The organism is Streptomyces sp. CA-179760, assembly GCF_050937045.1.
Classification (GTDB): domain Bacteria; phylum Actinomycetota; class Actinomycetes; order Streptomycetales; family Streptomycetaceae; genus Streptomyces.
On sequence record NZ_JBNJLZ010000001.1, the window covers coordinates 4458631 to 4483503 of the forward strand.

The 24873-nt window shown below is 70.8% G+C and carries 26 protein-coding genes and 3 pseudogenes; 14 read left to right on the plus strand and 15 right to left on the minus strand.

The genetic code is table 11. The annotated features are described in order from the left end of the window. Positions 1 to 2: 2 nt before the first annotated feature. Complete coding sequence (locus ACQEV8_RS19960) at positions 3 to 512, minus strand: YbjN domain-containing protein (RefSeq protein ID WP_432962064.1); 510 nt, start codon at positions 510 to 512, stop codon at positions 3 to 5. After that, entirely contained in the window at positions 505 to 1842 is a 1338-nt protein-coding gene (gene mshA, locus ACQEV8_RS19965; protein WP_432962066.1) for a D-inositol-3-phosphate glycosyltransferase, read from the minus strand. Before mshA ends, ACQEV8_RS19960 begins: the two co-directional genes overlap by 8 nt. 547 nt (positions 1843 to 2389) lie before the next feature. Between mshA and ACQEV8_RS19970 the strand changes: the two genes are divergently transcribed. The 5 genes and pseudogenes from ACQEV8_RS19970 to ACQEV8_RS19990 all read left to right on the plus strand — a co-directional run bounded on the left by ACQEV8_RS19970 (position 2390) and on the right by ACQEV8_RS19990 (position 7662). Further along, entirely contained in the window at positions 2390 to 3064 is a 675-nt protein-coding gene (locus ACQEV8_RS19970; protein ID WP_432962068.1) for a calcium-binding protein, read from the plus strand. Positions 3065 to 3201: 137 nt separating this feature from the next. Then, positions 3202 to 3812 (plus strand): annotated as a pseudogene (locus ACQEV8_RS19975) (dihydrofolate reductase family protein). Positions 3813 to 3856: 44 nt separating this feature from the next. After that, complete coding sequence (locus ACQEV8_RS19980; protein WP_432962070.1) at positions 3857 to 4684, plus strand: class I SAM-dependent methyltransferase; 828 nt, start codon at positions 3857 to 3859, stop codon at positions 4682 to 4684. 262 nt (positions 4685 to 4946) lie between these two features. Further along, a complete protein-coding gene (locus tag ACQEV8_RS19985; RefSeq protein WP_432962072.1) occupies positions 4947 to 6035 on the plus strand; it encodes an NlpC/P60 family protein in 1089 nt (362 codons plus the stop codon). Positions 6036 to 6312: 277 nt separating this feature from the next. Next, on the plus strand, positions 6313 to 7662 hold the full coding sequence (locus tag ACQEV8_RS19990; RefSeq protein WP_432962074.1) for a PP2C family protein-serine/threonine phosphatase: 1350 nt from the start codon (positions 6313 to 6315) through the stop codon (positions 7660 to 7662). A 125-nt stretch (positions 7663 to 7787) separates the two neighbouring features. On the opposite strand, the gene ACQEV8_RS19995 is transcribed toward ACQEV8_RS19990, so the two are convergent. The 3 genes from ACQEV8_RS19995 to ACQEV8_RS20005 form a co-directional block, all read right to left on the minus strand. Next, a complete protein-coding gene (locus ACQEV8_RS19995) occupies positions 7788 to 8120 on the minus strand; it encodes a DUF2516 family protein (RefSeq protein WP_432972833.1) in 333 nt (110 codons plus the stop codon). A 104-nt stretch (positions 8121 to 8224) separates the two neighbouring features. Then, a complete protein-coding gene (locus ACQEV8_RS20000) occupies positions 8225 to 8893 on the minus strand; it encodes a hypothetical protein (protein WP_432962076.1) in 669 nt (222 codons plus the stop codon). Positions 8894 to 8981: 88 nt separating this feature from the next. Then, a complete protein-coding gene (locus ACQEV8_RS20005; RefSeq protein ID WP_432962078.1) occupies positions 8982 to 9662 on the minus strand; it encodes a helix-turn-helix domain-containing protein in 681 nt (226 codons plus the stop codon). A 128-nt stretch (positions 9663 to 9790) separates the two neighbouring features. On the opposite strand from ACQEV8_RS20005, the gene ACQEV8_RS20010 reads away from it, so the two are divergent. After that, entirely contained in the window at positions 9791 to 10447 is a 657-nt protein-coding gene (locus ACQEV8_RS20010; protein ID WP_432962080.1) for an ATP-binding protein, read from the plus strand. 180 nt (positions 10448 to 10627) lie between these two features. Further along, entirely contained in the window at positions 10628 to 11401 is a 774-nt protein-coding gene (locus ACQEV8_RS20015) for a hypothetical protein (RefSeq protein WP_432962082.1), read from the plus strand. A 411-nt stretch (positions 11402 to 11812) separates the two neighbouring features. Here the strand turns inward: ACQEV8_RS20015 and ACQEV8_RS20020 are convergent, their stop codons facing one another. Together ACQEV8_RS20020 and ACQEV8_RS20025 are read right to left on the minus strand one after the other, a co-directional pair. Continuing rightward, complete coding sequence (locus tag ACQEV8_RS20020) at positions 11813 to 12430, minus strand: TetR/AcrR family transcriptional regulator (protein WP_432962084.1); 618 nt, start codon at positions 12428 to 12430, stop codon at positions 11813 to 11815. Positions 12431 to 13094: 664 nt separating this feature from the next. Continuing rightward, a pseudogene (locus ACQEV8_RS20025) lies at positions 13095 to 13547 on the minus strand (FAD-dependent oxidoreductase); the annotation flags it as partial. 53 nt (positions 13548 to 13600) lie between these two features. Here ACQEV8_RS20025 and ACQEV8_RS20030 point away from each other — a divergent pair. Then, positions 13601 to 14293: a TetR/AcrR family transcriptional regulator gene (locus ACQEV8_RS20030; protein WP_432962086.1), complete on the plus strand. Its 693-nt coding sequence runs from the start codon at positions 13601 to 13603 to the stop codon at positions 14291 to 14293. A 433-nt stretch (positions 14294 to 14726) separates the two neighbouring features. Here ACQEV8_RS20030 and ACQEV8_RS20035 read toward each other — a convergent pair whose 3' ends face one another. Continuing rightward, positions 14727 to 15092 (minus strand): VOC family protein, encoded by a 366-nt coding sequence (locus ACQEV8_RS20035; protein WP_432962088.1) that lies wholly within the window; start codon positions 15090 to 15092, stop codon positions 14727 to 14729. Between the two features lie 91 nt (positions 15093 to 15183). Between ACQEV8_RS20035 and ACQEV8_RS20040 the strand changes: the two genes are divergently transcribed. Continuing rightward, positions 15184 to 16131 (plus strand): helix-turn-helix transcriptional regulator, encoded by a 948-nt coding sequence (locus tag ACQEV8_RS20040; RefSeq protein WP_432962090.1) that lies wholly within the window; start codon positions 15184 to 15186, stop codon positions 16129 to 16131. A 28-nt stretch (positions 16132 to 16159) separates the two neighbouring features. On the opposite strand, the pseudogene ACQEV8_RS20045 reads toward ACQEV8_RS20040, so the two are convergent. After that, positions 16160 to 16339: pseudogene (locus ACQEV8_RS20045) on the minus strand (VOC family protein); the annotation flags it as partial. A gap of 177 nt (positions 16340 to 16516) precedes the next feature. Here ACQEV8_RS20045 and ACQEV8_RS20050 point away from each other — a divergent pair. Beyond that, positions 16517 to 17164: a hypothetical protein gene (locus ACQEV8_RS20050; protein ID WP_432972836.1), complete on the plus strand. Its 648-nt coding sequence runs from the start codon at positions 16517 to 16519 to the stop codon at positions 17162 to 17164. A 203-nt stretch (positions 17165 to 17367) separates the two neighbouring features. Here ACQEV8_RS20050 and ACQEV8_RS20055 read toward each other — a convergent pair whose 3' ends face one another. Together ACQEV8_RS20055 and ACQEV8_RS20060 are read right to left on the minus strand one after the other, a co-directional pair. Further along, positions 17368 to 17610: a hypothetical protein gene (locus tag ACQEV8_RS20055; RefSeq protein WP_432962093.1), complete on the minus strand. Its 243-nt coding sequence runs from the start codon at positions 17608 to 17610 to the stop codon at positions 17368 to 17370. Then, complete coding sequence (locus ACQEV8_RS20060) at positions 17610 to 17906, minus strand: hypothetical protein (RefSeq protein ID WP_432962095.1); 297 nt, start codon at positions 17904 to 17906, stop codon at positions 17610 to 17612. Before ACQEV8_RS20060 ends, ACQEV8_RS20055 begins: the two co-directional genes overlap by 1 nt. A gap of 158 nt (positions 17907 to 18064) precedes the next feature. On the opposite strand from ACQEV8_RS20060, the gene ACQEV8_RS20065 reads away from it, so the two are divergent. After that, the gene (locus ACQEV8_RS20065; protein WP_432962097.1) at positions 18065 to 18352 is read left to right on the plus strand and encodes a GntR family transcriptional regulator; all 288 of its coding nucleotides are present in this window, start codon (positions 18065 to 18067) and stop codon (positions 18350 to 18352) included. 17 nt (positions 18353 to 18369) lie between these two features. On the opposite strand, the gene ACQEV8_RS20070 is transcribed toward ACQEV8_RS20065, so the two are convergent. After that, positions 18370 to 19017 carry a class I SAM-dependent methyltransferase gene (locus ACQEV8_RS20070; RefSeq protein WP_432962099.1) on the minus strand — a complete coding sequence of 216 codons (648 nt, stop codon included), beginning with the start codon at positions 19015 to 19017 and terminating at the stop codon, positions 18370 to 18372. A 112-nt stretch (positions 19018 to 19129) separates the two neighbouring features. Between ACQEV8_RS20070 and ACQEV8_RS20075 the strand changes: the two genes are divergently transcribed. From ACQEV8_RS20075 to ACQEV8_RS20085, 3 genes are all read left to right on the plus strand, one after another. Continuing rightward, positions 19130 to 19654: a DUF2269 family protein gene (locus ACQEV8_RS20075; RefSeq protein WP_432962101.1), complete on the plus strand. Its 525-nt coding sequence runs from the start codon at positions 19130 to 19132 to the stop codon at positions 19652 to 19654. A gap of 69 nt (positions 19655 to 19723) precedes the next feature. Then, positions 19724 to 20311, plus strand: coding sequence for a TetR/AcrR family transcriptional regulator (locus ACQEV8_RS20080; protein ID WP_432962104.1), 588 nt, complete (start codon positions 19724 to 19726; stop codon positions 20309 to 20311). A gap of 4 nt (positions 20312 to 20315) precedes the next feature. Then, complete coding sequence (locus ACQEV8_RS20085) at positions 20316 to 21494, plus strand: GDSL-type esterase/lipase family protein (protein WP_432962106.1); 1179 nt, start codon at positions 20316 to 20318, stop codon at positions 21492 to 21494. A gap of 6 nt (positions 21495 to 21500) precedes the next feature. Here ACQEV8_RS20085 and ACQEV8_RS20090 read toward each other — a convergent pair whose 3' ends face one another. The 3 genes from ACQEV8_RS20090 to ACQEV8_RS20100 are packed head-to-tail and all read right to left on the minus strand — an operon-like array spanning position 21501 to position 24859. After that, positions 21501 to 22142, minus strand: a complete 642-nt coding sequence (locus tag ACQEV8_RS20090) for an RraA family protein (RefSeq protein ID WP_432962108.1) — start codon at positions 22140 to 22142, stop codon at positions 21501 to 21503. A gap of 30 nt (positions 22143 to 22172) precedes the next feature. Further along, the gene (locus tag ACQEV8_RS20095; protein ID WP_432962111.1) at positions 22173 to 24194 is read right to left on the minus strand and encodes a HelD family protein; all 2022 of its coding nucleotides are present in this window, start codon (positions 24192 to 24194) and stop codon (positions 22173 to 22175) included. A gap of 41 nt (positions 24195 to 24235) precedes the next feature. Next, a complete protein-coding gene (locus ACQEV8_RS20100; RefSeq protein WP_432962114.1) occupies positions 24236 to 24859 on the minus strand; it encodes a TetR/AcrR family transcriptional regulator in 624 nt (207 codons plus the stop codon). Positions 24860 to 24873 lie beyond the last annotated feature (14 nt).

Consider the following 24873-nt stretch of genomic DNA (forward strand, 5'->3'; position numbering starts at 1 on the left):
GCCTAGCGCTCCGGGCGTCGCGTCAGGTGCGCGAACGCGTCCAGGTTGCGCGTCGACTCACCCCGGGACACCCGCCACTCGTACTCCTTGCGGATCGCCGAGGCGAAGCCCAGCTCCAGCAGGGTGTTGAAGCTGCCGTCGGATGCTTCCAGGACCTGGCCGAGCAGGCGGTCGAGCTCGTCGGGGGTGACGGCGGACAGGGAGACGCGGCCGGTGACGTAGACGTCGCCGTGCTGGTCGACGGCGTAACTCACGCCGTAGAGCTTGAGGTTGCGTTCCAGCAGCCAGCGGTGGACGGCCGGTTCGTTCTCGTCGGGGTGGCGGATGACGAAGGCGTTCAGGGAGAGGGAGTGGCGGCCGACGATCAGGGAGAGGGTGGTCTTGAGTTTGCGGGTGCCGGGGAGCTGGGCGACGTAGGTGCCGGGCTCGGGGCTCTCCCACTCCAGGTCGGCGTCCTTCAGCACACCCTCGATGACCTGGGCCGCACGCTGTTCCTGACCGGTTTCACCCATGGTGCGAGCGTACGCGACGGCGGTGCGCCTGCATGGCGGCCGTGTAGACGTCCGCCGTGGCGGCGGCCGCGGTGTCCCAGCCGAAGGACTGGGCGTGGCGGGCGGCCTGCGCGCCCATGCGGGGCGCGAGTTGCGGGTCGTCGGCGAAGTCGCGCAGCACGCGCGCGTAGTCGGCGGGGTCGTGGCCGCGCACGAGGAAGCCGGTGTGTCCGTCGTCCACGGCCACCGGCAGGCCGCCGACCGCCGCCGCGAGCACCGGAGTGCCCGCCGCCTGGGCCTCTATGGCGACCAGGCCGAAGGACTCGCTGTAGGAGGGCATGACCAGGAGGGAGGCGGCGCGGAACCAGTCCGCGAGCTGCTCCTGGCCGACCGGCGGGCGGAACCGTACGACGTCCGCGATGCCGAGGCGGGCGGCGAGCTTCTGCAGGCCCTCGGGCTTGGCGAGGCCGCTGCCGCTGGGGCCGCCGACGACGGGGACGAGGATGCGCGAGCGCAGTTCGGGGCGCTCGTCGAGGAGGACTGCGACGGCCCGCAGCAGCACGTCGGGGGCCTTCAGGGGCTGGATGCGGCCCGCGAAGAGCGGGATCAGGGCGTCCTGGGGGAGGCCGAGACGGGCGCGGGCGGCGGCGCGGCCGTCGGCGGGCGAGAAGCGGGTCAGGTTCACGCCGGGGTGGACCACCGCGAGCTTGTCCAGGTCGGCCGCGTAGTGCCGGGCCAGGTCGTCGGCTTCTTCGGTGGTGTTGGCGATGAGGCGGTCGGCAGCGGTGACGATCTGGGTCTCGCCGATGACGCGGGCGGCCGGCTCGGGGCTGTCGCCGTCGGCCAGGTTGGCGTTCTTGACCTTGGCCATGGTGTGCATGGCATGCACCAGGGGGACGCCCCAGCGCTGGGCGGCGAGCCAGCCCACATGGCCGGAGAGCCAGTAGTGGGAGTGGACCAGGTCGTAGTGGCCGGGGCGGTGGCCTGCCCAGGCCTGCATGACGCCGTGGGTGAAGGCGCAGAGCTGGGCGGGGAGGTCCTCCTTGTTGAGGCCCTCGTAGGGGCCGGCGTCGATGTGCCGGACGAGGACGCCGGGGGCCAGCTCGACGGTCGGCGGGAGGGCGGCGGCGGTCGCGCGCGTGAAGATCTCGACCTCGACGCCCTGCGCGGCGAGGCGCTGCGCGAGCTCCACGATGTAGACGTTCATGCCGCCGGCGTCACCGGTGCCCGGCTGGTGGAGCGGGGAGGTGTGCACGGAGAGCATGGCGACCCGGCGGGGCCTGCGGTGCAGCCTCAGGCGCGCGGGCGCGGACGCGGAGCGCCGCCCGAGCCTGCCGATGTACTGGCTCACGTGGCGTTCCTCCTCGCTCCGGGCATGCCTCACGCAGGACGCGCTGTGCCCTGCAGGGAGGTAACACCGGAAGGGGGCACTCCATTTCCCCGTTCGATTCGTTGTTCGCGACTTTTACCGAATCATTACCGGTCACCGCTCAACCGTCCGAGACTTTCGAGAGCCGAATGGCTCCCCGCGTCCGCCGGGCCCGGGGGCGTGACCAGCAGGTGAACTCGATCGGAAATCGCAGGTCACGGGCGTCGTCCGCGTCGTGAAAAGGCTGTCGATTCCGGTTCCGCGGTCAACCGGGCTTCCGCCCCACGGGTCACAACCAACGAAAGGATCGACCACCGCCTCACGGAGGTTATGCGATGCCCTCTCGCCTCATCGGCCGCCGTACGTTACGCGCGGCGACGCTTCTGACGCCCCTTCTCGGCACGGTCCTGGCCGTCCCGGTCGCCCTTGCGGGCCCGGCCTGGGCCGCGGAGCCGACAGCCGCCACCGCCTCGGTGAACGAGTACGGCTGGCACCTCACCTACACGGCCGCCCCGGGCAGGCCAACAAGGTGGCCATCACCCAGTCGTACACCGGCGACCGCTCCCGGTTCACCTATGTGATCGACGATGTCGTCCCGATCAGCGCCGGGGCCGGTTGCGGCCACCCCGACAACGCGGACCTCACCAAGATCTCCTGCACGGTCGAGGCCCCCGAGAGCCAGTCCCCGCTCAACTCCATGGAGATGGACCTCGGCGACGGCGCCGACACCGCCTCCTTCGACAACGCCACCGACCAGGTCTACTACTTCAACACCGTAGAGCTGGGCGACGGCGACGACCGGTGGACCGGCGCCACCGGCAGCCGCGTCGACGGCACGTCGGTACGGGGCGGCGCGGGCGCCGACACCATCAGGGCGGGCGCGCTGGGATACGCCGGCGGCGGGGCCGGAGACGACACCCTCTACGCGGGCGTCGACGGCGAGATCGTGGACGGTGGCGCGGGCGACGACATCCTGCACGGCGGCGCCGGTGACCAGATCGTGCGCGCCGACGACGGTGACGACACGGTGTACGGCGGGGCCGGAGACGACGAGATCTACGGCGGCAGGGGCAACGACATCCTGCACGGGAACAGCGGCGCCGACCGGATCTGGGGCAACAGCGGCGACGACGAGCTGTACGGCGGCCCCGGCGCGGACACGCTCTCCGGCGGGCCGGGCAGGAACATCGTCCGCCAGGACTGACGGCTCCTCCTTCGAAGGGGACGCCGGGCCGATGAGTTTCCGTGTCCCGGGGCGTCTGACTTACTGATCTGACTCACTGATCTGACGCACCGATCTGACGCACCGATCTGACGCACTGAGGAGAGGAGAGGGTCACGATGAAGCTCGTGGTGCAGGAGTTCCTGACGCTCGACGGTGTCTCCCAGGGCCGGGCGCCCCGGACGAGGACACCAGCGACGGCTTCGAGCGGGGCGGCTGGTTCGTACCGCATCTGGACGAGGAGTTCGAACAGCTGGTCGGCACCTGGCTCGGTGAGGCGGACGCGCTGCTGCTCGGCCGCCGCACCTACCAGAACTTCGCCCGGGACTGGCCGACGATGACCGACCATCCCGCCGCCGCCGTGCTGAACGGCCTGCCGAAGTACGTCGCCTCCCACAGCCTGACCACGGCCGGCTGGAACCCGACCACGATCCTTTCCGGCGACGTCCCCGCCCAGGTGGCGGAGCTGAAGCGGCTGCCCGGCCGGGAGATCCAGATCCACGGCAGCGCCCGGCTCGCGCAGTCCCTGCTGGCCGCCGGGCTGGTGGACACGCTGCGGCTGGCGATCGCCCCGGTCGTGGTGGGGCAGGGCCGTCGCCTCTTCCCGGACGGCGGGGCACCGGCCGGGCTGCGGCTCACGGACCATCGGACGACGCCGGGTGGTCTGTCGGTGCATGTCTTCGAGTCGACCGGAGTTCCGGAGTTCGGGACGTACGGGGCCGGCGCCTGAGGACACCCGGGGGCTGCTTCTGAAGGCCGCATACCCTCGTACGCATGACATCCCGCGCAGCGTCCCGCCCCCGCATCGTGGGCACGGTGACGCGCGGGACGACCAACCCCAACCGCCTGCGCCGTATGGACCGCTGGATCGCGGCCACCCACGGGGCGGAGCTGCGCCGTGCCGCCGACCCCGTGACGGTCGACCTCGGCTACGGCGCCGCCCCCTGGACGGCCGTCGAGCTGCTGCATCGCCTGCGTACGGTCGCGCCACGCGCGCGCGTGGTGGGCGTCGAGATCGAGCCCGCCCGGGTAGCGGCGGCGCTGCCGTACGAGCGGGCCGGGCTCGTGTTCCGGCACGGCGGCTTCGAGATTCCGGTACCTCAGCGGCCCCTGCTCGTCCGGGCGGCGAACGTGCTGCGGCAGTACGAGGAGGGCGAGGTCGAGGCCGTGTGGGAGCGCCTGTGCGGGCGGCTCGCACCGGCCGACCCGGCCACCGGTGCGCGCGGCGGACTGCTCGTCGAGGGGACCTGTGACGAGATCGGGCGGCGGCACGTGTGGGTCGCGCTCGGCCCGGAGGGGCCGCGCACGGTCACCTTCGCGACCCGGCTGGGCTCCCTGGAGCGCCCCTCGGACCTGGCGGAACGCCTGCCGAAGGCACTCATCCACCGCAATGTCCCGGGCGAGCCGGTGCACGCCTTCCTGCGCGACTTCGACCGCGCCTGGGCGGCCGCCGCGCCCTACGCCTCCTACGGCGCCCGCCAGCGGTGGATCCGGACGGTACGGGACTTGACGGCGGACTGGCCGGTGGCGGACGGGCCGGTGCGGTGGCGGCAGGGCGAAGTGACGGTGCGGTGGGAGGCGTTGGCCCCGCGGGGCCACTGACCTCCGGCACCTCCCGTCGGCACGGCACGACACGGCACGGCACGGCACGGCACGGCACGGCACGGCACGGCACGGCACGGCACGGCACGCCGGGAACGATCTCTTTGAGTCGTTCGTCACACAGGCGGGGAGATCGTGATGCCGGGGGCATACCGGTGAGGGGGCGGCGGGAAGCACTACCTCTGTCGCTTTGGGCGTCGTCATGGCAGCATCCCCAGACGAACCGGATGTTACTGACGGTTAATCAGTTGGGGGCCGAGGTATGGGAACGGGCAAGCGTGGCCTGATCGCGACGGCTGTGACCGTGGTCTGCGCGATCAGCGTGCTGGCGGCACCGGGCACTGCGTTCGCGAGCCCCGGCCCGGAGCCGACTCCCAGCGCGAGCCCGACGCCCGGCCCCAGCAAGGACCTCGAGGCCGTCCGCAAGAAGCTCGACAGGCTCTATCGCGCCGCGGGCCGTGCCACCGACGAGTACAACGCCGCCGAGGAGAAGGCGGACAAGCAGTCCGCCGAGATCGCCGAACTGGCCAAGAAGATCGTCAAGGGCAAGGAGAAGCTGGCCAAGCTGAAGGACCGCGCCGGTGCCTCGGCCGCCGCGCAGTACCGCGGGGGCGGACTGCCGCCCGAGGCACATCTGACGCTCAGCGACGACCCGCAGCAGTTCCTCGAAGGAGCGGTCCGGGTCCGCCAGGGGCAGCACGCGGCCAAGGGTCTGATCGGTGAACTGACGCGCACCCAGGAGGACCTGAAGCAGTACGCCGAGGACGCCTCCGCGCAGTGGAAGAAGCTGGAGGCGGGCCGCAAGGCCAAGGCCGCCGCGCAGAAGAAGATCGAGAAGCAGATCAAGCAGGCGGAGAAGGTCGAGTCCGAGCTGCGGAAGGACGAGCAGAAGCGCCTCGCCGAGCTGGAGAAGGCGGCCGCGACCAAGGCGCAGTCCGCCTGGCTCGGCTCCGGCGTCCTCGACGAGATCAGCGGCAAGGCGACCGAGCAGGGCAAGAAGGCCATCGAATACGCCACGGCCCAGATCGGCAAGCCGTACCAGTGGGGCGCCGAGGGCCCGAAGACCTACGACTGCTCCGGGCTGACCTCACAGGCCTGGATATCCGCCGGCCGGGGCATACCGCGCACCTCGCAGGAGCAGTGGAAGCAGCTGCGGCACATCGACGTCCAGGACATGCGGCCCGGCGACCTCATCATCTACTTCGACGACGCCAGTCATGTCGCGATGTACATCGGCGACGGGGCGATGGTGCACGCCCCGCGGCCCGGGCGGGACATCACCGTCGCGGGAGCGGGATCCATGCCTATCCTCGGGGTGGTACGGCCGGATCCCGGCACCGACGCCGGGTGAACATATGGGGCATCGGGGACCTTTGGTGACCCGGCCCACGTGACCCACCGCACGCCGGGCCCCCGGCAAACGGAGTGTCGGCGTGACGTTCGTCATCTCCGCAGCATCTCCGGCCTGTCCAACTGCGGTACATATCGCGGCATATGACACTGGCCGATGGCGCAGCGGCGTGGCTCACACCATTCCAATGCGGCGCCGACACCCGCTATGGTCCCCGTCGGTGGGTCGAGGTCCCTCGCCCCCGCCATGCCCTCGGGGGAGGGAAGGAACCCAAGAAATGCCCGTACCCATACCGCGGCAGAGAGCGATCCCGGCCGTGGAAAGTGGTCAGGCGCAGGCCGCGTCCCCGTGTGGGGGCTCCGCCGAGGACACCGTCAAGGACACCTCGGCCGCTGCCCCGCGCACGCCGGACACCGCCGGGAACAGCACGGAGAAGGTGGAGAACCACACCGCCCACACCAATCTGACCCTGCTGCTGATCGAGGACGACCCGGCCGGTTCGCCGATCGTGCCGGACATGCTCGACCAGGCAGGCAAGCCGATCCGCGTCCGCACGGCCCGCAATCTGACCGAGGCCGGGCGGCTGCTGACCGACGACGTCCACTGCATCCTGCTGGACCTCGCGCTGCCGGCGCCCGGCCACAGCGACTCCGAGGACGAGCTCGCCGTGCTCAGGCACGTGCTGGAGCTCGCGCCCCGGCATGCCGTCCTGGCGCTGACCGCGTCGGGCGACGCCGAGCGCGGCACGGAGGCGGTGCGCGTGGGCGCCCAGGACTATCTGTTCCGCGACGAGCTGGACGGCCGGCTGCTGAGCCGTGCGATCCGCTACGCGGTGGAGCGCAAGCGTTCCGAGTCGGCCGAGCGACGGCTCGCCGAGGGCCGCCTGCGGGCCCAGGAGAACCGCCGTCTGGAGCGCGGTCTGCTGCCGACCCCGCTGTTGGAGGGCTCTCCGCTGAGGTTCGCCGCCCGCTACCGGCCGGGCCGCTCGCGCGCCTTGCTCGGCGGTGACTTCTACGACGTCGTCCGCACCCCGGACGGCACCGTGCACGCGATGATCGGTGACGTGTGCGGCCACGGCCCGGACGAGGCCGCCCTCGGGGTGGAGCTGCGGATCGCGTGGCGCGCGCTGACGCTGGCGGGCCTGTGCGGCGACCAACTGCTGGGCACGTTGCAGCAGGTGCTGGAGCACGAGCGGGCCGACGACGAGATCTTCGCGACGCTGTGCACGGTGGACATCGCGCCCGACGGCCGCCGCGCCGGCCTGTGCCTGGCGGGCCACCCCTCGCCGCTGCTGGCCCGCCCCGGCAAACCGGCCCGTCTGCTGCCCTACGACAACAACGGCCCGGCCCTCGGGCTGCTGCCGGGTGCCCGCTGGCCGCGCATGCAGGTGGAGCTGGGTGCCGAGTGGAGCCTGATGCTCTACACCGACGGCCTGATCGAGGGCCACATCGGCCAGGGCCGGGAGCGGCTCGGCCAGGACGGCATGACCGAGATGATCCGCCGCCAGTTCGCCGAGGGCCTGCGGGGCGAGCGGCTGCTGCGGGCGGCGGTGAACGAGGTGCGCGACCTCAATGGTGGCGAACTGACGGACGACGTGGCGGTACTGCTGCTGGACCGGGTGCCGTAGCTGGACCGGGTGCTGTAGTTGGTCCCGGTGCTGTAGCTGGTCCCGGTGCTGTAGCTGGTCCAGGTGCTGTAGGGCGCCGTAGCCCGGGATCCAGCGCGCTGCCGAAGGTGGCTTGCCGGGGTGGCTTACCGGCCGCCGTTCCAGGGGCCGTACGGGCCGTCGCTGCTGGAGCCGCGCCGGCTGCGGCCGCCACCGGGGAGCGCGCGGATGGCCGGGCGGACATCGACCATGTACACGATCGTCGCGATGAGCCCGATGATCGGCAGGAACGACAGGATCGGGAAGAGCAGGTTCACCACGAAGGCCAGACCGAGGATGATCAGCCAGAACGGCTTGGTCTTCTTGTCGGCCGCGCGGTACGCGTCCTCCCGTCGCACGGCGGCGTCGAACAGAGCGAAGCCGCTGAAAATGATCAGGGCCATGCTCAGAAGCCACATAAACCCTGCGAAGCCCTGCATCATCACAACGTCCACCACCAGACTCGGCTCGTCCCTACGCGGTCACCGTACCCGTACAACGGGCCGGACACCCCAGGGTGCCCGGCCCGCGTCAGCCTCCGTGCCTACTTCGCCGGCGGCGTCTTCTTGGCGACGGGCTTGCGCGCCGGAGCCTTCCTGGCGGCCGGCGCCTTCTTCGCCGGGGCGGCCTGGGCCTTGGTACCGGCGGGCTTCGCCGGCTCCTCCTTGACCTCGACCGGCTCGGGCTTCGGCTCGACGGCCACCGCCAGCTCCTCGACGCCCTCGGCGACGTCCTCGATGCCCTCGGCGGCCTCGCCGCGCCAGGTCCGCACGGCCTGCTCGCCGTGCTCGGCGACCTTCTCGTAGGTCTCCCGGGCCTTGACTGCGTACTCGGCGGCCACGCCGACCCCGCGCAGCGCGAAGTCCTGGGCGTTCTCGCCGAACTTCTTCAGGTCGGCGTCGAGGTTGCTGCCGAGCTTCTTGAAGTCGGCGTCGAGGGAGCCGATGAACCCCGTGACCTTGGTCTGCAGGGTCTCCTGCGTCTCCTTGACGCGGGCGGAGGCCTCCTTGGCCCGGGCGGACGCCTTCTCCTGGACGGCCTTGGTGTCGGTGTTGCGTACGGCGTCGATCCGCGCCGGAGCCTCGGCCCGCAGCTGCTCCACGAGTGCCGGCACCTTCTTGGCCTGCTGGAGGGCGAGGTCGGCAGTGCCTGCCGCGAAGTAGAGCGGGGTCGGGTTGCTGAGGGTCTTGCGCAGGTCGTCGGTGATGGCCATGGTGAGGGTCCTCCCGGATTCTTTCTCGCTTGAGGGTTCGGCTGAGGGTGGTGTGATCCGCAGCGGAGCGGCCGGTGCCCTGGTCCGGCTAGCCGGCCGTCTGCTGCGGGTCGGTGTCATTGCCGCCGGTGGCCTTGCGGCTCCGGCGGGTGGCGGGCGTACCGCCGGTGTTCTCGCGGGTGCGGCGGGTGGCGGACGTACCGCCGGATTCCTTGCGGGTGCGGCGGGCGGCCGACGCACCGCCGTTCTCCTCGGGGGTACGGTCCCCGGCGGGCCGGCTGCCGTCGGCCGTGCGGGTCCGTCTGCGTATCTCGGTGCCGCCGTCCGGGACGTCCCCGTCCGCGTCCGCCGCGCCTTCAGCGACCACGACCTCGACGCCAGCGGCGCCGTCGCCGGAGCCGTCGGGGCCGTCGCCGGTCCCGAATCCGTTCTCCTTGCGGAAGGACTCGTAAATCTGGAGCAGCACCTGCTTCTGCCGCTCGTTCAGCGTCGGGTCGGCGAGGATGACGGCACGCGTCTCCACCTCGTCCCGGTCCCGCTCGGCGTCGAGGATGCCGGCCCGCACGTACAGCGTCTCGGCGGAGATCCGCAGGGCCTTGGCGACCTGCTGCAGCACCTCCGCGCTCGGCTTGCGCAGCCCGCGCTCGATCTGGCTCAGATACGGATTGGACACCCCGGCGGCATCGGCGAGCTGCCGCAACGACAGCTGCGCGTTGCGCCGCTGCTCGCGCAGGTAGTCACCGAGATTGCCGACGTTGAGCGATGCCATGCCTCCACGGTGCCGCATCCCGCTAACTATTGCAAGCACCCGCTTGCAAAAGTGCGCCACGCCACCCGGTTGCCGCCGTGCGACTCGCAGTGTCCTGTCTCCGTACAGTTGAGGCTGTCCCGGTCTTCATGACCAGGCGGGTCCCGGTCGTCTACGTCACGGCGCCGCCCAAGGGCTCGCCCCGCAAGCTCGCCATCGAGTTCGCCCGGTTCCTCGGCCTGCCGGTGATCTCTCCCCGGCACAACACCGTCGACATCACCAGCGCCGTCTGCCAGGTCCTCATTGAGGCCCGCACCGACCTGGTCCTGGTCGACGAGATCCATCTGATGAACCTGGCCGCCACCGCCGGCGAGGAGCTGTCGGACAGTCTCAAGTACTTCACCGAGCACCTGCCCGCGACCTTCATCCATGCGGGGATCGACGTCGAACACTCCGGGCTGTTCACCGGCATCCGAGGTGACCAGATCGCCGGCCGGTGCACGCTCCTGCACACCGGGCCGTTCCCGCTCAACTCCGAGTGGGAAGGTCTGGTGGCGACGATGGAGGCCACGCTCCGGCTCCACCAGCACAAGGCCGAGACCCTCGCCGGCCTGCACCCCTACCTCCACCAGCGCACCGGCGGCATGATCGGAAGCCTCTCCCACCTGATCCGGGCCGCCGCCATCTCCGCGATCCTTGACGGCAGCGAGCGCATCACCCGCCGCCAGCTCGACACGATCCACGTCGGCCACGCCGGTGAAAGGGCCTTCCGCGGCGAAGCCCGGCGCGGAAGGGCAGCCGGATGAACGGCCGACGCCGAGGGCCCGCCCCGGTCACCTCGCTGCCCTTCGTCCCGACCATGCTGCGTCCGTTGCCGCATCCGGTCCTCCGTTCGCGAACGAGACCCTCGACTCCTACCGCAACCGTCTCGCCGCCGCGAACCAGACCGAGTTCCGCACCATGCGCAACCCCTCACGCTGGCTCCAATGCCCCTCAACGAACTCGAACGGCTGGAAATACTCAGCGGCCAGCCCCGCACGACCCTGCTTTGGGCACTTCCCGAACTGCGGTCCCACGCACCCGACATCGTCACTCCGTCCGACGTCTTCATCTTCAACACGCGCGCCGCCTGCGATCTCTGCAGCGAGCGCTCCGGCAACAACGGCCAGCCCATCCAGGTCTACCTCCGCGGGCTTCACGACAACGTCTGCATCCGTCACCGGCGCCGGCTCAGCTGCGGTCGCGCAAACGTCTTCGAGCAGATCGACCTCTCCCACGCTCCAGAAGTCGTCCGCGCCCAGCGCCTCCTTGACCGGCTGGAACGTCGGCACGGGACGTTCGCTCTGGGAACCGCCTTCCGCCACTGCCAGCGGTTCTGGCGAGAGATGGACCGACGAGCGTTAATCCGTGGCGACCGGGATTCCGTGCTTGCGCGCATCTACCGGCCGGACTCCAAGACCCTCCCGGACCGCTTCGACCTCATCCGGTCCCAGCGCTTCCACCGGACCGCCAACTACCCCCAGGTCGCCAGGTTCACGAAGCTGATCATCTCCCTGGCACAGCGACCGGAGACCGAACGCAAGGTCACGCACCTCACCGGCACCACCCAAATCGAGTTCGAACAAGCCTTCCGCCTGGACCACCGACGTCGAGGCATCACGCTCCCGTGGCTCCGCAACGGCCTTGTCGGCTTGGCGGAAGTGGTCGCAGATCTGACACATGACGACGAACCCGTGACGCACACGCAGAATGTCCAATGACCGGTTCTTCTTCGGCACCTGGTCTTGTACCTGGGAGCTGACACCACTTGTTGCTCAGAGCGGGGAACGCCCGGTTTCGCCGGAGGGCGATGTCTCTGGGTTCTGACAACGCCCGGGGGCTTGCGGTGGAAAGCATTGACGTTCTCTGCGGGATGAGGCAGCGATGGCGCCACCGAAATACAAGGTCGACTTGTACGCGGCGATCCGCCGTGATGCCCGGGCAGGGATGTCGTACCGGGGCCTTGATGCGTGAGTACGGCGTCGGATTCCGCACGGTGAAGGCCGCGTTGGAGTCGGTGTGGCCGGGGCGCAGAGCGCAGCCTCAGGGCGACCCGTCCGAGCCTCAAAATCGGCCAGGGACTGTGTTCACCGCTATCCGCGCCACGACCGGGTGCGCGTGCGCTGAACACGCTAAGCCTGGCGGGGGAGCGAGTTGAGGCCGTCGATCGCGATGTCGGTGGCCCTGCGAACGGCTTTGTAGGTCTGCTCCGGCCGGTTGCCTCGCTTTTGGCATGCGGCGACGACGACCTTGATCGCCCCGACCAGCGAGCCCACCGCCGCGGCGGCCTCGACGAGGTCCAGTTCGGGGCAAGCGAGGTGGAGCGCTTCGGTCAGCTGTAGCTGGATGTCGAACAGCAGGTGCAGTTCGCGCGCCTGAAGTGCCGGGACCGACGCGATCAGCCGGGTCCGAACCGGGCCGACCTTCCGCGCCAACTCCGAGTCCGCGTCCGCGAAAACACTCTGGTCGATGACGCGCCGCAGCAAGTCGGCCACCGGTTCACCGGGCTGCCGTTCTCCGATGATCTCGACCGCGCGCTCCAGCCGCGACCTGTCGTCGAAGAAGACGATGTCGTCCTTGCTGTCGAAGTAGCTGAAGAAGGTCCGTGTCGCGATGTCTGCAGAGGCCGCGATCTCCGCCACGGTTGTCTGGTCGTAACCCTTCTCGGCGAACAATCGCAGGGCGCCTTCGACGAGCGCTTGCCTCGTGCGCATCTTCTTCCGCTGGCGCAGCCCGGGGTCGCTGGTCACGACAGCACCTTACCGCGTGCGATGTAATTTTGCATTCATTGACGTTTTGCATTGAGTGCTGTTTTATCGGGAGGTCCGTACCGACCGAGGAGCGGCCCATGGAGAGCACGTCCCCGGCACTGGTCATGCCCACGGCCCGCCAGAACCCGTTATATCCGCCAGAGGAACTGCGCCGCCGGCAGGGGCTCGGCCCGATCCATCACATGACCTACGCCGACGGTGGTCAGGGGTGGTTGGTGACCGGCTACGCCGCAGCGCGGGCGGTCCTGGCAGACCCCCGATTCAGCGTCCGCCCGGACCACATGCGCTCACCGCTTGCCCATCCGGCAACGGCGCCCGTGCCGCCCGGATTCTTCCTCCGCATGGACCCGCCCGAGCACGACCACTATCGGCGGTTGCTCACCGGTGACTTCACAGTGCGCCGGATAAAGCTCCTCGAGCCGGAGATCGAAGCGATCGTCAATGACCAGTTGAACGCGATGGAGCTCGCCGGGGGCCCGGTCGACCTGTTCAAGGCATTCGCGCTGCCGATCCCGTCACAAGTGATCGGCGAACTGCTCGGGGTGCCCTACTCCCACAGGCAGGAGTTCCAGCGGAACGCCGCCACGCTCTTGAACGTCGACCTCACACCGGAATGCCGGCAGGAGGCGGTCAGCGAGCTCATGCCGACCACGAGGTCGAACGTCTCCTGTCGCCCGTCCGCGAAATGGACCCGTACGCCGTCCCGGGCCCCCGGCACCACCTGCGTCACGCCCCGCCCCCACTGGACGTCGAGAGGGCCGAGCAGCAGGTCACGGAGTTGCCCGCGGTCGATCTCGGGATTGGCCCGGTCATCTGGACGTGGTCGCCAGTCGCGCAGGACGGTCCCGGCCGTGTCCAGGATGCGCATGGCCTGCCCCTCGGGACGGGACAGTGCCTGGAACTCCGCCAGCAGCCCCGCCTTGTCCAGCGCGAGCTGGCCCAACCCTTCGTGCAGGTCCAGCGTGCCGCCCGGGGGTCGGGCGTCGGGGGCGGGATCACGTTCGAGGACGGTGACAGGGTGGCCATGGCGGTGCAGGACACAGGCGAAGGTGAGGCCGGCAGGACCGCCCCCGACCACAGCGATACGATGTCTCATGTCGATACACTGTATTCCTCTAATACGCTGCATCGCAACGGTACGATGTGAGCATGACTGTGTGGGACCGGCCGGAGCCGCCGACTCGCCCCGTGCCGCTCGACCAGGAGCGGATCGTGGCCGCCGCCATCGCGCTGGCCGACGAGGGCGGGTTGGAGGCGGTGTCGTTGCGCAAGGTCGCCGGCCGGCTGAACGCCGGACCGATGCGGCTGTACGGATACATCTCCACCAAGGAGGAGTTGTTCGACCTCATGGTGGACGAGGTCTACGCCGAGATTCTTCCCGAGGAGCAGCCCGCTGACTGGCGGGAGGCCCTGCGCATCCTGGCCCACCGCACCAGGCAGGCAGCTCTCCGTCACGAATGGCTGGCCGACCTGCTCGGCCGCCGCCCGGCCCTGGGCCCGAACGGCCTCGCCGTGACCGAGGCCACGCTGGCCCCCCTCGACGGCCTCACCAACATCGACACCGTCATGCGAGCCGTGGAGACGGTCAGCGCCTACGTCACCGGCGCGATCAGGCGCGAGATCACGAACCTGCGGGCCGAGCGCGCCACGGGCCTGTCCAAGCACGACTGGCAGCGCGCCCACGGCCCGCATGTGACAAGGATGCTGGCCACGGGCCGCTTCCCGGCACTCGCCAAGGCCGTGTACGACGGCACGGACGTGGACGCCGAGACATCCTTCACGACCGGTCTGGACTGGGTCCTCGACGCTGTGGCCGCCAAACTCACCCGGCCGTCGACGTGACGCTCAGCTCCCGCCGAATGTGAGAGGTGCTGCGGCGCCGGGTGGAACGCCTGCTGGAGGCCGATCACGGACCCGGGGTGGTGCCGCTGCCGTCTCGGGCGACGTTCTACCGGCTGTTGAAGGCGGTCAGCTCAGGTCGGCACACGCCGGGCTCGCCCGCACGCGCCGGTCGCCGGCCAACTCGACCTGTCCCGATCTCCCATTCGATCTCGGACAGCCGGCGCCCGCCGCTCGTGCCCGCCATCGGCCTGCGCGGGGGCACGGGAGGTCACACCCCCCGGCCCCTTCTAAGTGGCCACTTCCATCCAGGTCGGCTGGGACAGCTGAGCAGCAGCTGTCCCAGCCGACCTCGGTCTCCCTGGCGACACAGCGCCACGTCCGCGCGCAGTACCTCGACCGTGAGCGGCGTGCGCCGAGGCGGAGACACCAGTGGTCAGTCGACGGGAGCGACTCGGATCAGGTTGCCGTCCGGGTCCGCGACGACGAACGTGCGCCCGAACACCTCATCGCGCGGCTCGCTGACCACTCGAACCCCCTTACCCACCCATCGCGCGAACTGACGGTCGATCGCCTCGGGCCCGCCAGACAGGGCAAGACAGACCTCGCTGGTGCGTGGCACCGCGGGGGTCAAGCCGTCCAGCTGCCCGCTCCAGAGCGCGAGGTCCACGCCTTCGCCGAGGTCGAAGGCGATGTAACCAGGGGTCTGGAAGCCTGGCTTGATCTCGAGGAGGTCCGCGTAGAAGCGGGCCGCTTCGGGCGCGTCGTTGACGTAGACGATGAACACGATCGAGGACGACATTGCTCGCTCCTTGGGCCGGTCTCACTGAACGACCGGAGCCTGCACGTCATACATGACGGATCCCGTCAGGTTTTCTGAGATTCTCGATCTCGTGACTCCGGATCGCTTCTTCTCGCTGCTGCTGGCGCTGCAATCGCGGGAGACCACGACGACCGCCGAACTGGCGGCCCAGGTCGGTGTGTCGGTCCGTACCGTCCTCAGAGATGTGCAATGGCTGCAAGAGGCAGGCTTCCCCCTGCTGATGCGGCGCGGCCGTTGGGGCGGGGTGACTCTGCTGCCCGGTGGCTTGCTCGACACGTCACGGCTCACTCCGAACGAACGGGACCATCTCGCGCTCTACGGCCTCGACGACACGCAGCGCGAACAGCTGGGAGCCATGGCCGACACCCAGCGCGCACACCAGAAGGTGCGATCGGCGCTGCGCCCGTCGAGCACCGGTGCGCTGCCTCTGAGCGCGGTCGTGACCACCGACAACAGTCCCTGGTTCTTCCGGGACGCCGAGGGCCTGCCTCCGGCGGCGCTGGTGGGCGACCTGAGGCGCGGGGTGCGGTTGCGTATCCGTTACCGCCGGTCCGAGGAGACCGAGCCCAGGTGGCGGATCGTCGACCCGTACGGCCTGCTGGCCAAGGCCGGCAGGTGGTATCTCGTGGCCGACTCCGTGGGTCGTCCGCATCTGCACGCGCTGGAACGGCTCGTCGACTGGGAACCGATGCGGGCAGTCCGCCGGCTGCGGCCGGGCGCGACCCTGGACGGCGTCGCCGCAGAGCTGACGGCGCGCTGGGAGAGCCCGGACACCTTTCAGATCCATGCCGAGCTCGACAGCGACCAGCTGGGCAGGGCGAGGCGCATCCTCGGCCGTCGGCTGACGGTGCGGGACGCTGCGGGAGCGCGACGCGTGAGCATCGCGGTCGCCGGTCAGAACGTGGAAGCCGTGCGCCTGCTCCTGCAGTTCGGCGACAGCGTCACCGTGACGGGCCCCGCGGAAGCCCGCGAACATATCCGACAACTCGCCAGGCAGATCCTTCAGCAGTACTCCTAGAGGAGCACCGCCTGGCAGTCCGATCAGGCCGGTAGTCGTCGACCCGCTGAAACCCGATGTTGAACCCGCCCTCACCGTCCAGCGCGGCGAACCCGGCGTCCGAATCGGGGTGGAGCTCAAGTCCGGTGGCTTGCTGGTAGAACGCCGCCAGGGCGAGCGGGTCCGCGCAGTCCAGGGTGATCGCGCTCAACTTCATCAGCGGGGTCATGGCGCCTCCGGGCCGATCGGTGGGGAACTCCGGCCCTGCACACCCTAGAAGCGGTCGGTCGCTAAATCGTTCGACGAGCCGGGGTGGGCACCGTCATGATCCGCACTCGTGACGACGACTTCGCAGCACTCCCTCATCCGGGCCGCCGCCCGGAACAACGCCGAGTGGTGTGCGGCGATGTGCCGGGCGCACGGGGTGACGGGCGAGTTCGGGGCCGACGCCTGGGCCTCCCCGGTGCGGACGCCGCTCTACTACCCCGACGCGGTGACGCTGGAGCCGGGTGTCGACGAGGATGCGCTCGTGGCACGGATCGACACCGGCTCACCCGGCGCCTCGGTCAAGGACGGTTTCGCCGACCTGGAGCTTGCGGAGACCGGGTTCGGGGTGCTTTTCGAGGCGCAATGGATCCACCGGCCCGCCGGCTCGGCACCCGAGGCACCGGATCTCGTGTGGGACGTGGCGGGCGACCCGGACACGCTGCGTGCCTGGGCGTTGGCTTGGGACGACGGAGCGGGGAACGCGGACCTGTTCCGGCCCGAACTGCTCGCCGACCCGGAGACCTTCGTGATCCTCGGGCGGGCCGCCGACGGCCACATCACCGCCGGAGCGGTCGCGAGCCGCAGCGAGCACGTGGTCGGTGTCTCCAACGTCTTCGGGCGAAACGGCGGGCCCGACGCAGCCTGGCCGGTGGTCCTGCGGGCGCTCGCCCGGCTCTTTCCCACCCTGCCCGTCGTCGGCTACGAGCAGGGTCAGCATCTGGTGGTCGCCCTCCGGCACGGCTTCGAGCCGCTCGGCCCGTTGCGGGTGTGGACACACGCCGGGTAGCCGGTCGGGCTGTCCTCCAGCCGTCGACCACGTCTCGTTCAAGCCCGCGAGCAGCATGCAGGCCAGTGCCTCCGCAGGGCAACGTTCTCGTCCACGCGTGGAATAGGGCGGGCCGCTGACCGGCGGACCGCCGCGTGACTGGCCTCAGTTCACTGCCAGAAGACCTCCTCGACGACGATCTGAGGACACGCGCAGGGCGTCGGTCAGCACTCGGCGAGACGGATTCCGGCGTAGCGGACCTCGGTGTAGGGCGAAGCCGGGTCGTCCAGCACCTTGCGGGCCAGGCCGAGCACGTCGGCGCCGGTGGCGAGCTGCACGGCCTCCAGGTCGTCGGCCAGCCGGGAGAGGTAGCTGCCGTTGTCGTCGGTCACCAGGTAGCAAGGGTTGCCGTCGAGGGACGGCCAGGGCAGGAGCCGGGGCGGGGGTGTGCCGTTGGTGTGTTCCATCAGACGGCCACCTCCAGGGCCGGGCGGCGGCACTGCTGAAGGGCGGCTTCCTGTTTGTGAGCGGCGAGGTAGGGGCGGACCAGGGCGGAGGCGCTGCCGTCGAGAGGGATGGGGAGGCCGTACGGGGAGCGGTGGCGAGGGAGATGCGCGGGCTGGGGTGCGGAGGGGCAGTTTACGAGGGTGAGGTGCACGTGGGGGAAGAAGTGACGGCGGGGGCGGCACCGACGCCGTTTCCCGGTGCCGGGGGCGAAGAGAAGGCGCAGCCATTGAAGGGCTCGGGGGATAAGGTCGTGCATGTCGACGCTCCTTGATCAGCGTTGGCCGTGCCCCGGGAGGTCTAGCCACCTCGCCGGGGTCTTTCGTCTTCGACGCTACACCTGGCTACAGCCCTCTGCATACAAGTACAGAGGGATCCACACGACCGGGCAGGTCACTACCGCTCTACGTTGGACGTATGAGCGATACCGAAGCGTCGAAGCCCTCGCTGGACCCGATGAGCGCGAGGCCGCTCTACATGCAGCTGGCCGACGTCATCGCCGGGAAGATCGCATCCGGAGAGCTGGCGCCGGACAGGCCCATCCCTTCCGAGAACCACCTCGCCGACGAGTACGGCGTCGCACGACTCACCGCCCGGCGGGCCGCACAGGAACTCCGTGAGCGCGGCCTGATCATCACCGTGCGAGGCAAGGGTTCCTTCGTCGTCGAACGGCCGGCTGACGACACGCCCAAGGCCGGCGAGTAGCGGCAGGGCCCGCGCCGCTACTGAGGCTTGTACGCCAGGAACGTGCCGTACTGCCTCCTGACTCCCCCCTCCGATTCCTGCACCACCCGCGTCATGACCACCAGCCCCGCCTGCCGGAGCAGTTCCGCGATCCGGTCCGGCGGCAGCAGATGCGACTCGTAGGACACCGGATGGTCGCCGTACGCACGCGTCGGGCGCAGGTGCTCGCCGCTGCCCACATGGCCCGCCAGCATCAGCCGACCGCCGGGCGCGAGGGTGCGGTGGAACTCGGCGAACACGGTCGGCAGCCACTGCGGCGGGGTGTGATGGGTCGTGTAGTACGCCAGGATGCCGCCGAGTTCGCCGGTGCCGATCTCAAGATCCGTCATCGAGCCGACGGTGAAACGGAGTTCCGGGTACGCCGCCCGAGCCAGCTCGATCATCCTCGGCGACACATCCACGCCGAAAACCGGCACCCCCAGGGCCGCCAGGTGTGCCGTCACCTTGCCGGGACCGCAGCCCAGGTCGGCGACCGGCCCGAGGGGCGCCGCGAGTTCGGCGAAGGCGGCCAGCATCGCTCGGGACACCGGGTCCAACTCGGCCGGTTCCTTGACGAGTCGGGCGTAGTCGGCGGCGACGGTGTCGTAGGACTCCCGGATCGCGGTGAGGTGGGAGGGCTCGGTCATGCCGCGAAGCTAGACGACGCCACTGACACCCACCCCGTACGCCGACGTCAGTACGCCGGTTTACTCCCGCCGTAAGACGACCTCGCCCCGCCGCCCCGGCAGCGTGTTCCCCATGAACCGGAAACTCAGCCGCCCCGCCCGCCGAACCGTGCTGGTCGTCCACGTCATCGCCTCCGCGAGCTGGCTCGGGCTCACGCTCGGGCTGCTCGCGCTCGGGACCACCGCGGCCACCACCGGGTCCGCCGTGACCGTGGAGGCGTCCGCCCGGGCCATGAAGCTCTTCGCCGACTGGCTGCTGCTACCCGTCGCGTTCCTCACGCTGCTCAGCGGTCTGGTGCTGTCGCTGGGCACGCCCTGGGGTCTGGCGCGGCACCGGTGGGTCTACACGAAGTTCTGGCTGACCCTCGCCACGACCACCGCCACGGTGTTCGCCCTGCGTCCCGGGGTGAACTCCGCGGTCACCGCCGTCACCGCGGGCGGCCCGCTGCCCGACGCCGGGGACGTCCTGATGGGGCCGGTCGTCTCGCTGTCCGCCTACGTCTTCATGACGGTGATCTCGGTCCTGAAGCCCTGGGGCCTGACCAGGCGGGGCAAGAGGCTGCGAGCGCCCGCCCGGCGCGCCCTCCAGGACGCCTAGGACCGAAGAAAATTTGCCTAAAGGTATTAGGTAGATGCAGAATCCCTTCAGGTGGAAGGGAGAAGCCGTATGGCACGCGTGGGACTCACACCGGAGCGGCTGACCGAGGCGGGCGCGGAACTCGCCGACGAGGTGGGCTTCGACGAGGTCACCGTCTCGGCGCTCGCCCGGCGCTTCGACGTCAAGGTCGCGAGCCTGTACTCGCACGTCAGGAACTCCCAGGACCTCCGGACCAGGATCGCCCTGCTGGCGCTCGCGGAAATGGCCGACCGGGCCGCCGACGCCTTGGCCGGACGCGCCGGCAAGGACGCCCTGGCCGCCCTGGCCGACGTGTACCGCGACTACGCCCGGGAACACCCCGGCCGCTACGCCGCGGCCCAACTGCGGCTCGCCCCGGAGACTGCGGCGGCGAGCGCCGGCGTCCGGCACGCGCAGATGACCCGGGCCCTGCTGCGCGGCTACGACCTGACGGAACCGGACCAGACCCACGCGGTCCGGCTGCTCGGCAGCGTCTTCCACGGGTACGTCAGCCTGGAGCTGGGCGGCGGGTTCAGCCACAGCGCCCCGGACACCGACGACACCTGGGCGCGGATCATCGACGCGCTCGACACGCTGCTGCGCAACTGGCCCGCGCCCCCTACGGATCCCCGAGGCTGACACCATGCACACCGAGCACGACTGGATCACCACCCCTCTCACGGCGGACCTGCTGCGCGGCGCCCTCGACCTGGAGCGCACCGAGCACGGCCTGCTCCCGCACCGGCTGCCCGCCCGGGCCCGCGCCCAGAACACCAACGCCCAGCTGGCCATGGCCGAGGCCCAGCCCTCCGGCGTACGGCTGGCCTTCCGTACCGCCGCGACGGCCGTCGAACTCGACACGCTGCGCACCAAGCGCGACTACGTCGGCCTCCCGTCCCGCCCGGACGGCCTGTACGACCTGCTCGTCGACGGCCGTCCGGCCGGCCAGGCCTCCGGGACCGGCGGCAACGTCCTCACGGTCGACATGGCCACCTGGGACGGCGAGGTCACTCCGGGCCCGGTGGGCACCATCCGTTTCACCGGCCTGGCCGCGGGCGAGAAGGACGTCGAGATCTGGCTGCCGCACAACGAGACGACCGAGCTCGTCGCCCTGCGCACCGACGCGCCCGTGGCGCCCCTGCCGGACCGGGGCCGCAGGGTGTGGCTGCACCACGGCAGTTCGATCAGCCACGGATCCGACGCCGCGAGCCCCACGGCCGTCTGGCCCGCGATCGCCGCGTCCCTGGGCGGTGTGGAACTGGTCAACCTCGGTTTCGGCGGCAGCGCGATGCTCGACCCGTTCACCGCGCGTGCCATGCGGGACACCCCGGCCGACCTGATCAGCGTCAAGGTGGGCATCAACATCGTCAATGGGGACGTGATGCGGCTGCGCGCCTTCGGCCCGGCCGTGCACGGCTTCCTCGACACGATCCGCGACGGGCACCCCGACACCCCGTTGCTGGTCGTCTCCCCCATCCACTGCGCGATCCACGAGGACACCCCCGGCCCCACCGCCCCCGACCTCGGCGCGATCAGCGAGGGCCGGCTGCTGTTCGCCGCCATGGGCGACCCGGCGGAGAAGGCCGCCGGGAAGCTCACGCTCGGCGTCATCCGGGAGGAACTGGCCCGCATCGTGCGGCAGCGCGCGGCCGACGACCCGAACCTCCACTACCTCGACGGTCTCGCCCTCTACGGCGAGTCCGACGCGGCCGAGCAGCCCCTCCCCGACCACGTCCACCCGGACGCCGCGACCCACCGCCACATCGGCGAGCGTTTCGGCGCCCTGGCCTTCACCGAGAAAGGCCCCTTCGCGGAACGCTGAGCCGGCTCAGCCCTCGAAGCCCCCGAAGCCCGCGAAGCCCCGCTCCGCAAGGAGCTTGTCGATGCGCGCACGGTGGGCCGACTCCCACTCGTCCAGTGTCTCCGCGGCCTCCTTCGCCAGCTTGGCGCGGGCCGCGGTGAGCACCTCCTCCCGGCGGGCTCCGGGCACCACCACGACGCCCTCCTCGTCGGCGACGACCACGTCACCCGGGTCGACGCCCACGCCGCCGCAGGTCACCCGCTCGCCGAGCGGCCGTGCGACCGCCTTGGCGCCCGGGATGGGGATGACACCGCGAGCGAACACGGGGAAGCGGGCCTCCCGCACCTCGGGGAGGTCGCGGATCAGCCCGTCGAGGACGAACGCGGTGACGCCGCGGCGCTGGGCGACGGCGCAGACGTTGCCGCCGGCCAGCGCGTAGTCCAGGTCGCCCGACTCCACGACGACGACCGAACCGGGCTCGGCCCGGTGGATCGCGGCGTGCAGCATCAGGTTGTCGCCGGGAGGACACCGCACGGTGAAGGCCGGCCCGGCCACCCGCGGCACCGGCTCCCACAGGGGCCGGATCCCGATGTCCATGACCTGCCCGCGGCCCAGCAGATCGGCCAGCGTGGTCGTGGGTATGTCCGTGAACGCCTCGTCGTCGGTCATGACATGGACTGTAGCCACGGACGACGGGCACTAGAACGGCAGCGGCCTTCCGCGCACCACCTCCAGCCTCGTCACCGCCCGCGTCAGCACCACGTACAGCCGGTGGAGCCCCCGTGCCTCCGCCTCGGCGATCGCCGCCGGCTCGACGGCCACGACGTGGTCGTACTCGAGTCCCTTGACCACGCTCGCCGGCACCAGGGACAGCCGCGCGCCGAGTTCCCCGGGGCCCGCCGCCTCGATACCGGCCGCGTCCAGGGCCGCCCGCACCCGGGGCACGTCCGCGTCCGCCGCGACGACCCCGACCGAGCCTTCCTGCCCCAGCGCGTCCCGTACGGCGTCCACGACCGCCGCCGGCACCCCGTCCGGGTCCGTCTGCCGCATCCGCAACTCTCCGTCCCCGCGCAGCGAACGGGCCGCCGGCACGTCCACGTCCAGCCGCTCCAGCAGCCTGTTGGCGAGGCCGACGACGGCACGCGGCACGCGGAAGCCGGTGGTCAGTTCGACCACGGCCGCGTCCGGTTTCCCCAGGTGCTCCAGGACCGTCGGCCAACACCGTGCCGCCCACGGCGTCGTCCCCTGCGCCAGATCGCCCAGGACCGTCAGCGAGCCGAAGGGGGCCCGGCGGGCGATGGCCCGGCACTCCATCGGGGACAGGTCCTGCGCCTCGTCGACGACGACATGCCCGTACCCCTCCGGGTGCTCGATCAGCCCGGCCACCTCGTCGAGCAGCACCAGATCGGCGGTCGACCAGCGCGCCGACTTCCACGACCGGGGCGGCTTGCGCCACAGCAGCGCCCGCTGCTCGGCGCCGTCCAGCAGCCCGTCGGCCGCCCCGGCCAACACCTCATGCTCGGTGAGCAGTTCGGCCACGACCTCCTCCGGCCGCACCCGGGGCCAGACGGCATCGAGGTACGCCGACACCGGCCGCGACCGCTCGACCTGGCGCACCCAGGCGTTCGCGGGCGGCCCGGCCCGTCGCTCGACCCGCTCGCGCAGACACCGCACGATCCGCGCCCGCACCCGCTCCCGCCCGACCCCGTACGGCGGCTCCTCCTGCCGTACATCCGCGACGATCCGCGCCAGCTCGGCCTCCGGCACCCGCCAGCGGTACGAGCCGTCCGGCACGGCGAGCGGGCCCGCCCCCGCGGTGCGCACACGCGCGTACAGAGCCCGCCGCAGCACCTCCGCCATCCGGGCGTCGTGCTTGACGACGGCGGTGGGCTCGTCGTCGGCACCGCGGACCGGCCACCGGGCGATCTCCTCGGCGAGCGTCGACTGCCGCACCCCCGTCTCGCCGAGGGCCGGCAGCACCTCCGCGATGTACGACAGGAACGTGCGGTTGGGCCCGAGGATCAGCAAACCGCCGCGCCGGATGCGCTGCGGGTGCGTGTAGAGCAGATACGCGGCCCGGTGCAGGCCGACGGCCGTCTTGCCGGTGCCCGGCGCGCCCTGCACGCACACCGACACCGCCAGGTCCCCGCGTACGAGGTCGTCCTGCTCGGGCTGGATGGTCGCCGCGATGTCCCGCATGGGTCCGACACGAGGCCGTTCGATCTCCCGGGCGACGATCGCGCTCGCGCGGATCTCGCCCTGCCCCAGGTGCTCGTCCTCCAGTCCGGTGAGGTCGCCGGACTCCCCGCGGCTGCCCGGCGCCCACCCGAACCGCCGGCGTACGACGACGCCCTGCGGATCGCGGGCGGAGGACTGGTAGAAGGCACGCGAGACGGGTGCGCGCCAGTCGACGACGAGGGGCGGTTCGGCCGGGTGCTCGGAGATGCGCAGCCGCCCGATGTGCAGCCGCCCACCGGCCCCCTCGAACTCCAGGGCCCCGAAGAACAAGGGCCCCTCGGGCAGTTCGCGCAAGGCCTTGGCATGGCTGCGCAGCCGGTACCCGAGCACCTCCGCGTCGGCACCGGACGCCGAGACGTCCTCCCCGATGACGACCTGTTCACCGGCGCCCTCGACCATCGCGGCGAGCGCGGCCCGGCAACGCTCGTGATGGGCGCGTTCCCAGTCGAGTACGTGCTGAAGGGCAGGTTCGGTCGACGTCATTCCACCGAGCGTAGAGCAAAAACGTAACCGAGTTAAATTTATTACTCAGAATCACCACGGAGCCGTGCCGGCAACCCGGCCGCCAGCCAACGGAACGCCCGCTCCGCCGCCGCCACCGCGTCCGCCCGCACGTCCGCGACCCGCTCCCCCGCCGCGATCCGCCGCCAGTTCTCCAGCGCGAGCACCCGCAGTACGGCCATGATCTGCCCGGCCGCCAGCCGCGCGTCCAGATCACCCCCGAGCACCTCGGCCAGCGCGGCCTCCGACCGCTCCTGGTGCGTGTGCGCACGGGCGACCAGGGAGGGCGTCCCGTAGAGCAGGGCATGGAAGGCGAGCACCTGAGGATGGTCGTTGAGCCCGGTCACGGGGTCACTCCGCTCCAGCCCGTCCAGGAAATGCCGTCGCAACGCCTCCACCGGCGCCCCCTCCGCCCCGGCCACCACCCGCGCGGCCTCGCCCTCGTGGTCGGCGATCCGGTACAGCACCAGATCCTCCTTGGCCGGGAAGTACCGGAACAGCGTCGGCTTGGAGATCTCGGCCGCCGCCGCCACCTCGGCGACCGACACCGCGTCGAACCCCTTCTCCAAGAAGAGCCCCACCGCGATGTCCGACACGGCCTGATACATCCGCCGCTTCTTGCGCTCACGCAGCCCGGTATCGCTCATGGGGGGGAGCCTAC

Excerpts from the sequence above, each read along its gene's own strand:
- ACQEV8_RS19960 (WP_432962064.1), bottom strand. The coding sequence starts at position 512 with ATGGGTGAAACCGGTCAGGAACAGCGTGCGGCCCAGGTCATCGAGGGT.
- ACQEV8_RS19980 (WP_432962070.1), top strand. The coding sequence starts at position 3,857 with ATGACATCCCGCGCAGCGTCCCGCCCCCGCATCGTGGGCACGGTGACG.
- ACQEV8_RS19985 (WP_432962072.1), top strand. The coding sequence starts at position 4,947 with ATGGGAACGGGCAAGCGTGGCCTGATCGCGACGGCTGTGACCGTGGTC.
- ACQEV8_RS19990 (WP_432962074.1), top strand. The coding sequence starts at position 6,313 with ATGCCCGTACCCATACCGCGGCAGAGAGCGATCCCGGCCGTGGAAAGT.
- ACQEV8_RS19995 (WP_432972833.1), bottom strand. The coding sequence starts at position 8,120 with ATGCAGGGCTTCGCAGGGTTTATGTGGCTTCTGAGCATGGCCCTGATC.
- ACQEV8_RS20000 (WP_432962076.1), bottom strand. The coding sequence starts at position 8,893 with ATGGCCATCACCGACGACCTGCGCAAGACCCTCAGCAACCCGACCCCG.
- ACQEV8_RS20005 (WP_432962078.1), bottom strand. The coding sequence starts at position 9,662 with ATGGCATCGCTCAACGTCGGCAATCTCGGTGACTACCTGCGCGAGCAG.
- ACQEV8_RS20010 (WP_432962080.1), top strand. The coding sequence starts at position 9,791 with ATGACCAGGCGGGTCCCGGTCGTCTACGTCACGGCGCCGCCCAAGGGC.
- ACQEV8_RS20015 (WP_432962082.1), top strand. The coding sequence starts at position 10,628 with ATGCCCCTCAACGAACTCGAACGGCTGGAAATACTCAGCGGCCAGCCC.
- ACQEV8_RS20030 (WP_432962086.1), top strand. The coding sequence starts at position 13,601 with ATGACTGTGTGGGACCGGCCGGAGCCGCCGACTCGCCCCGTGCCGCTC.
- ACQEV8_RS20035 (WP_432962088.1), bottom strand. The coding sequence starts at position 15,092 with ATGTCGTCCTCGATCGTGTTCATCGTCTACGTCAACGACGCGCCCGAA.
- ACQEV8_RS20050 (WP_432972836.1), top strand. The coding sequence starts at position 16,517 with ATGTGCCGGGCGCACGGGGTGACGGGCGAGTTCGGGGCCGACGCCTGG.
- ACQEV8_RS20055 (WP_432962093.1), bottom strand. The coding sequence starts at position 17,610 with ATGGAACACACCAACGGCACACCCCCGCCCCGGCTCCTGCCCTGGCCG.
- ACQEV8_RS20060 (WP_432962095.1), bottom strand. The coding sequence starts at position 17,906 with ATGCACGACCTTATCCCCCGAGCCCTTCAATGGCTGCGCCTTCTCTTC.
- ACQEV8_RS20065 (WP_432962097.1), top strand. The coding sequence starts at position 18,065 with ATGAGCGATACCGAAGCGTCGAAGCCCTCGCTGGACCCGATGAGCGCG.
- ACQEV8_RS20070 (WP_432962099.1), bottom strand. The coding sequence starts at position 19,017 with ATGACCGAGCCCTCCCACCTCACCGCGATCCGGGAGTCCTACGACACC.
- ACQEV8_RS20075 (WP_432962101.1), top strand. The coding sequence starts at position 19,130 with ATGAACCGGAAACTCAGCCGCCCCGCCCGCCGAACCGTGCTGGTCGTC.
- ACQEV8_RS20080 (WP_432962104.1), top strand. The coding sequence starts at position 19,724 with ATGGCACGCGTGGGACTCACACCGGAGCGGCTGACCGAGGCGGGCGCG.
- ACQEV8_RS20085 (WP_432962106.1), top strand. The coding sequence starts at position 20,316 with ATGCACACCGAGCACGACTGGATCACCACCCCTCTCACGGCGGACCTG.
- ACQEV8_RS20090 (WP_432962108.1), bottom strand. The coding sequence starts at position 22,142 with ATGACCGACGACGAGGCGTTCACGGACATACCCACGACCACGCTGGCC.
- ACQEV8_RS20095 (WP_432962111.1), bottom strand. The coding sequence starts at position 24,194 with ATGACGTCGACCGAACCTGCCCTTCAGCACGTACTCGACTGGGAACGC.
- ACQEV8_RS20100 (WP_432962114.1), bottom strand. The coding sequence starts at position 24,859 with ATGAGCGATACCGGGCTGCGTGAGCGCAAGAAGCGGCGGATGTATCAG.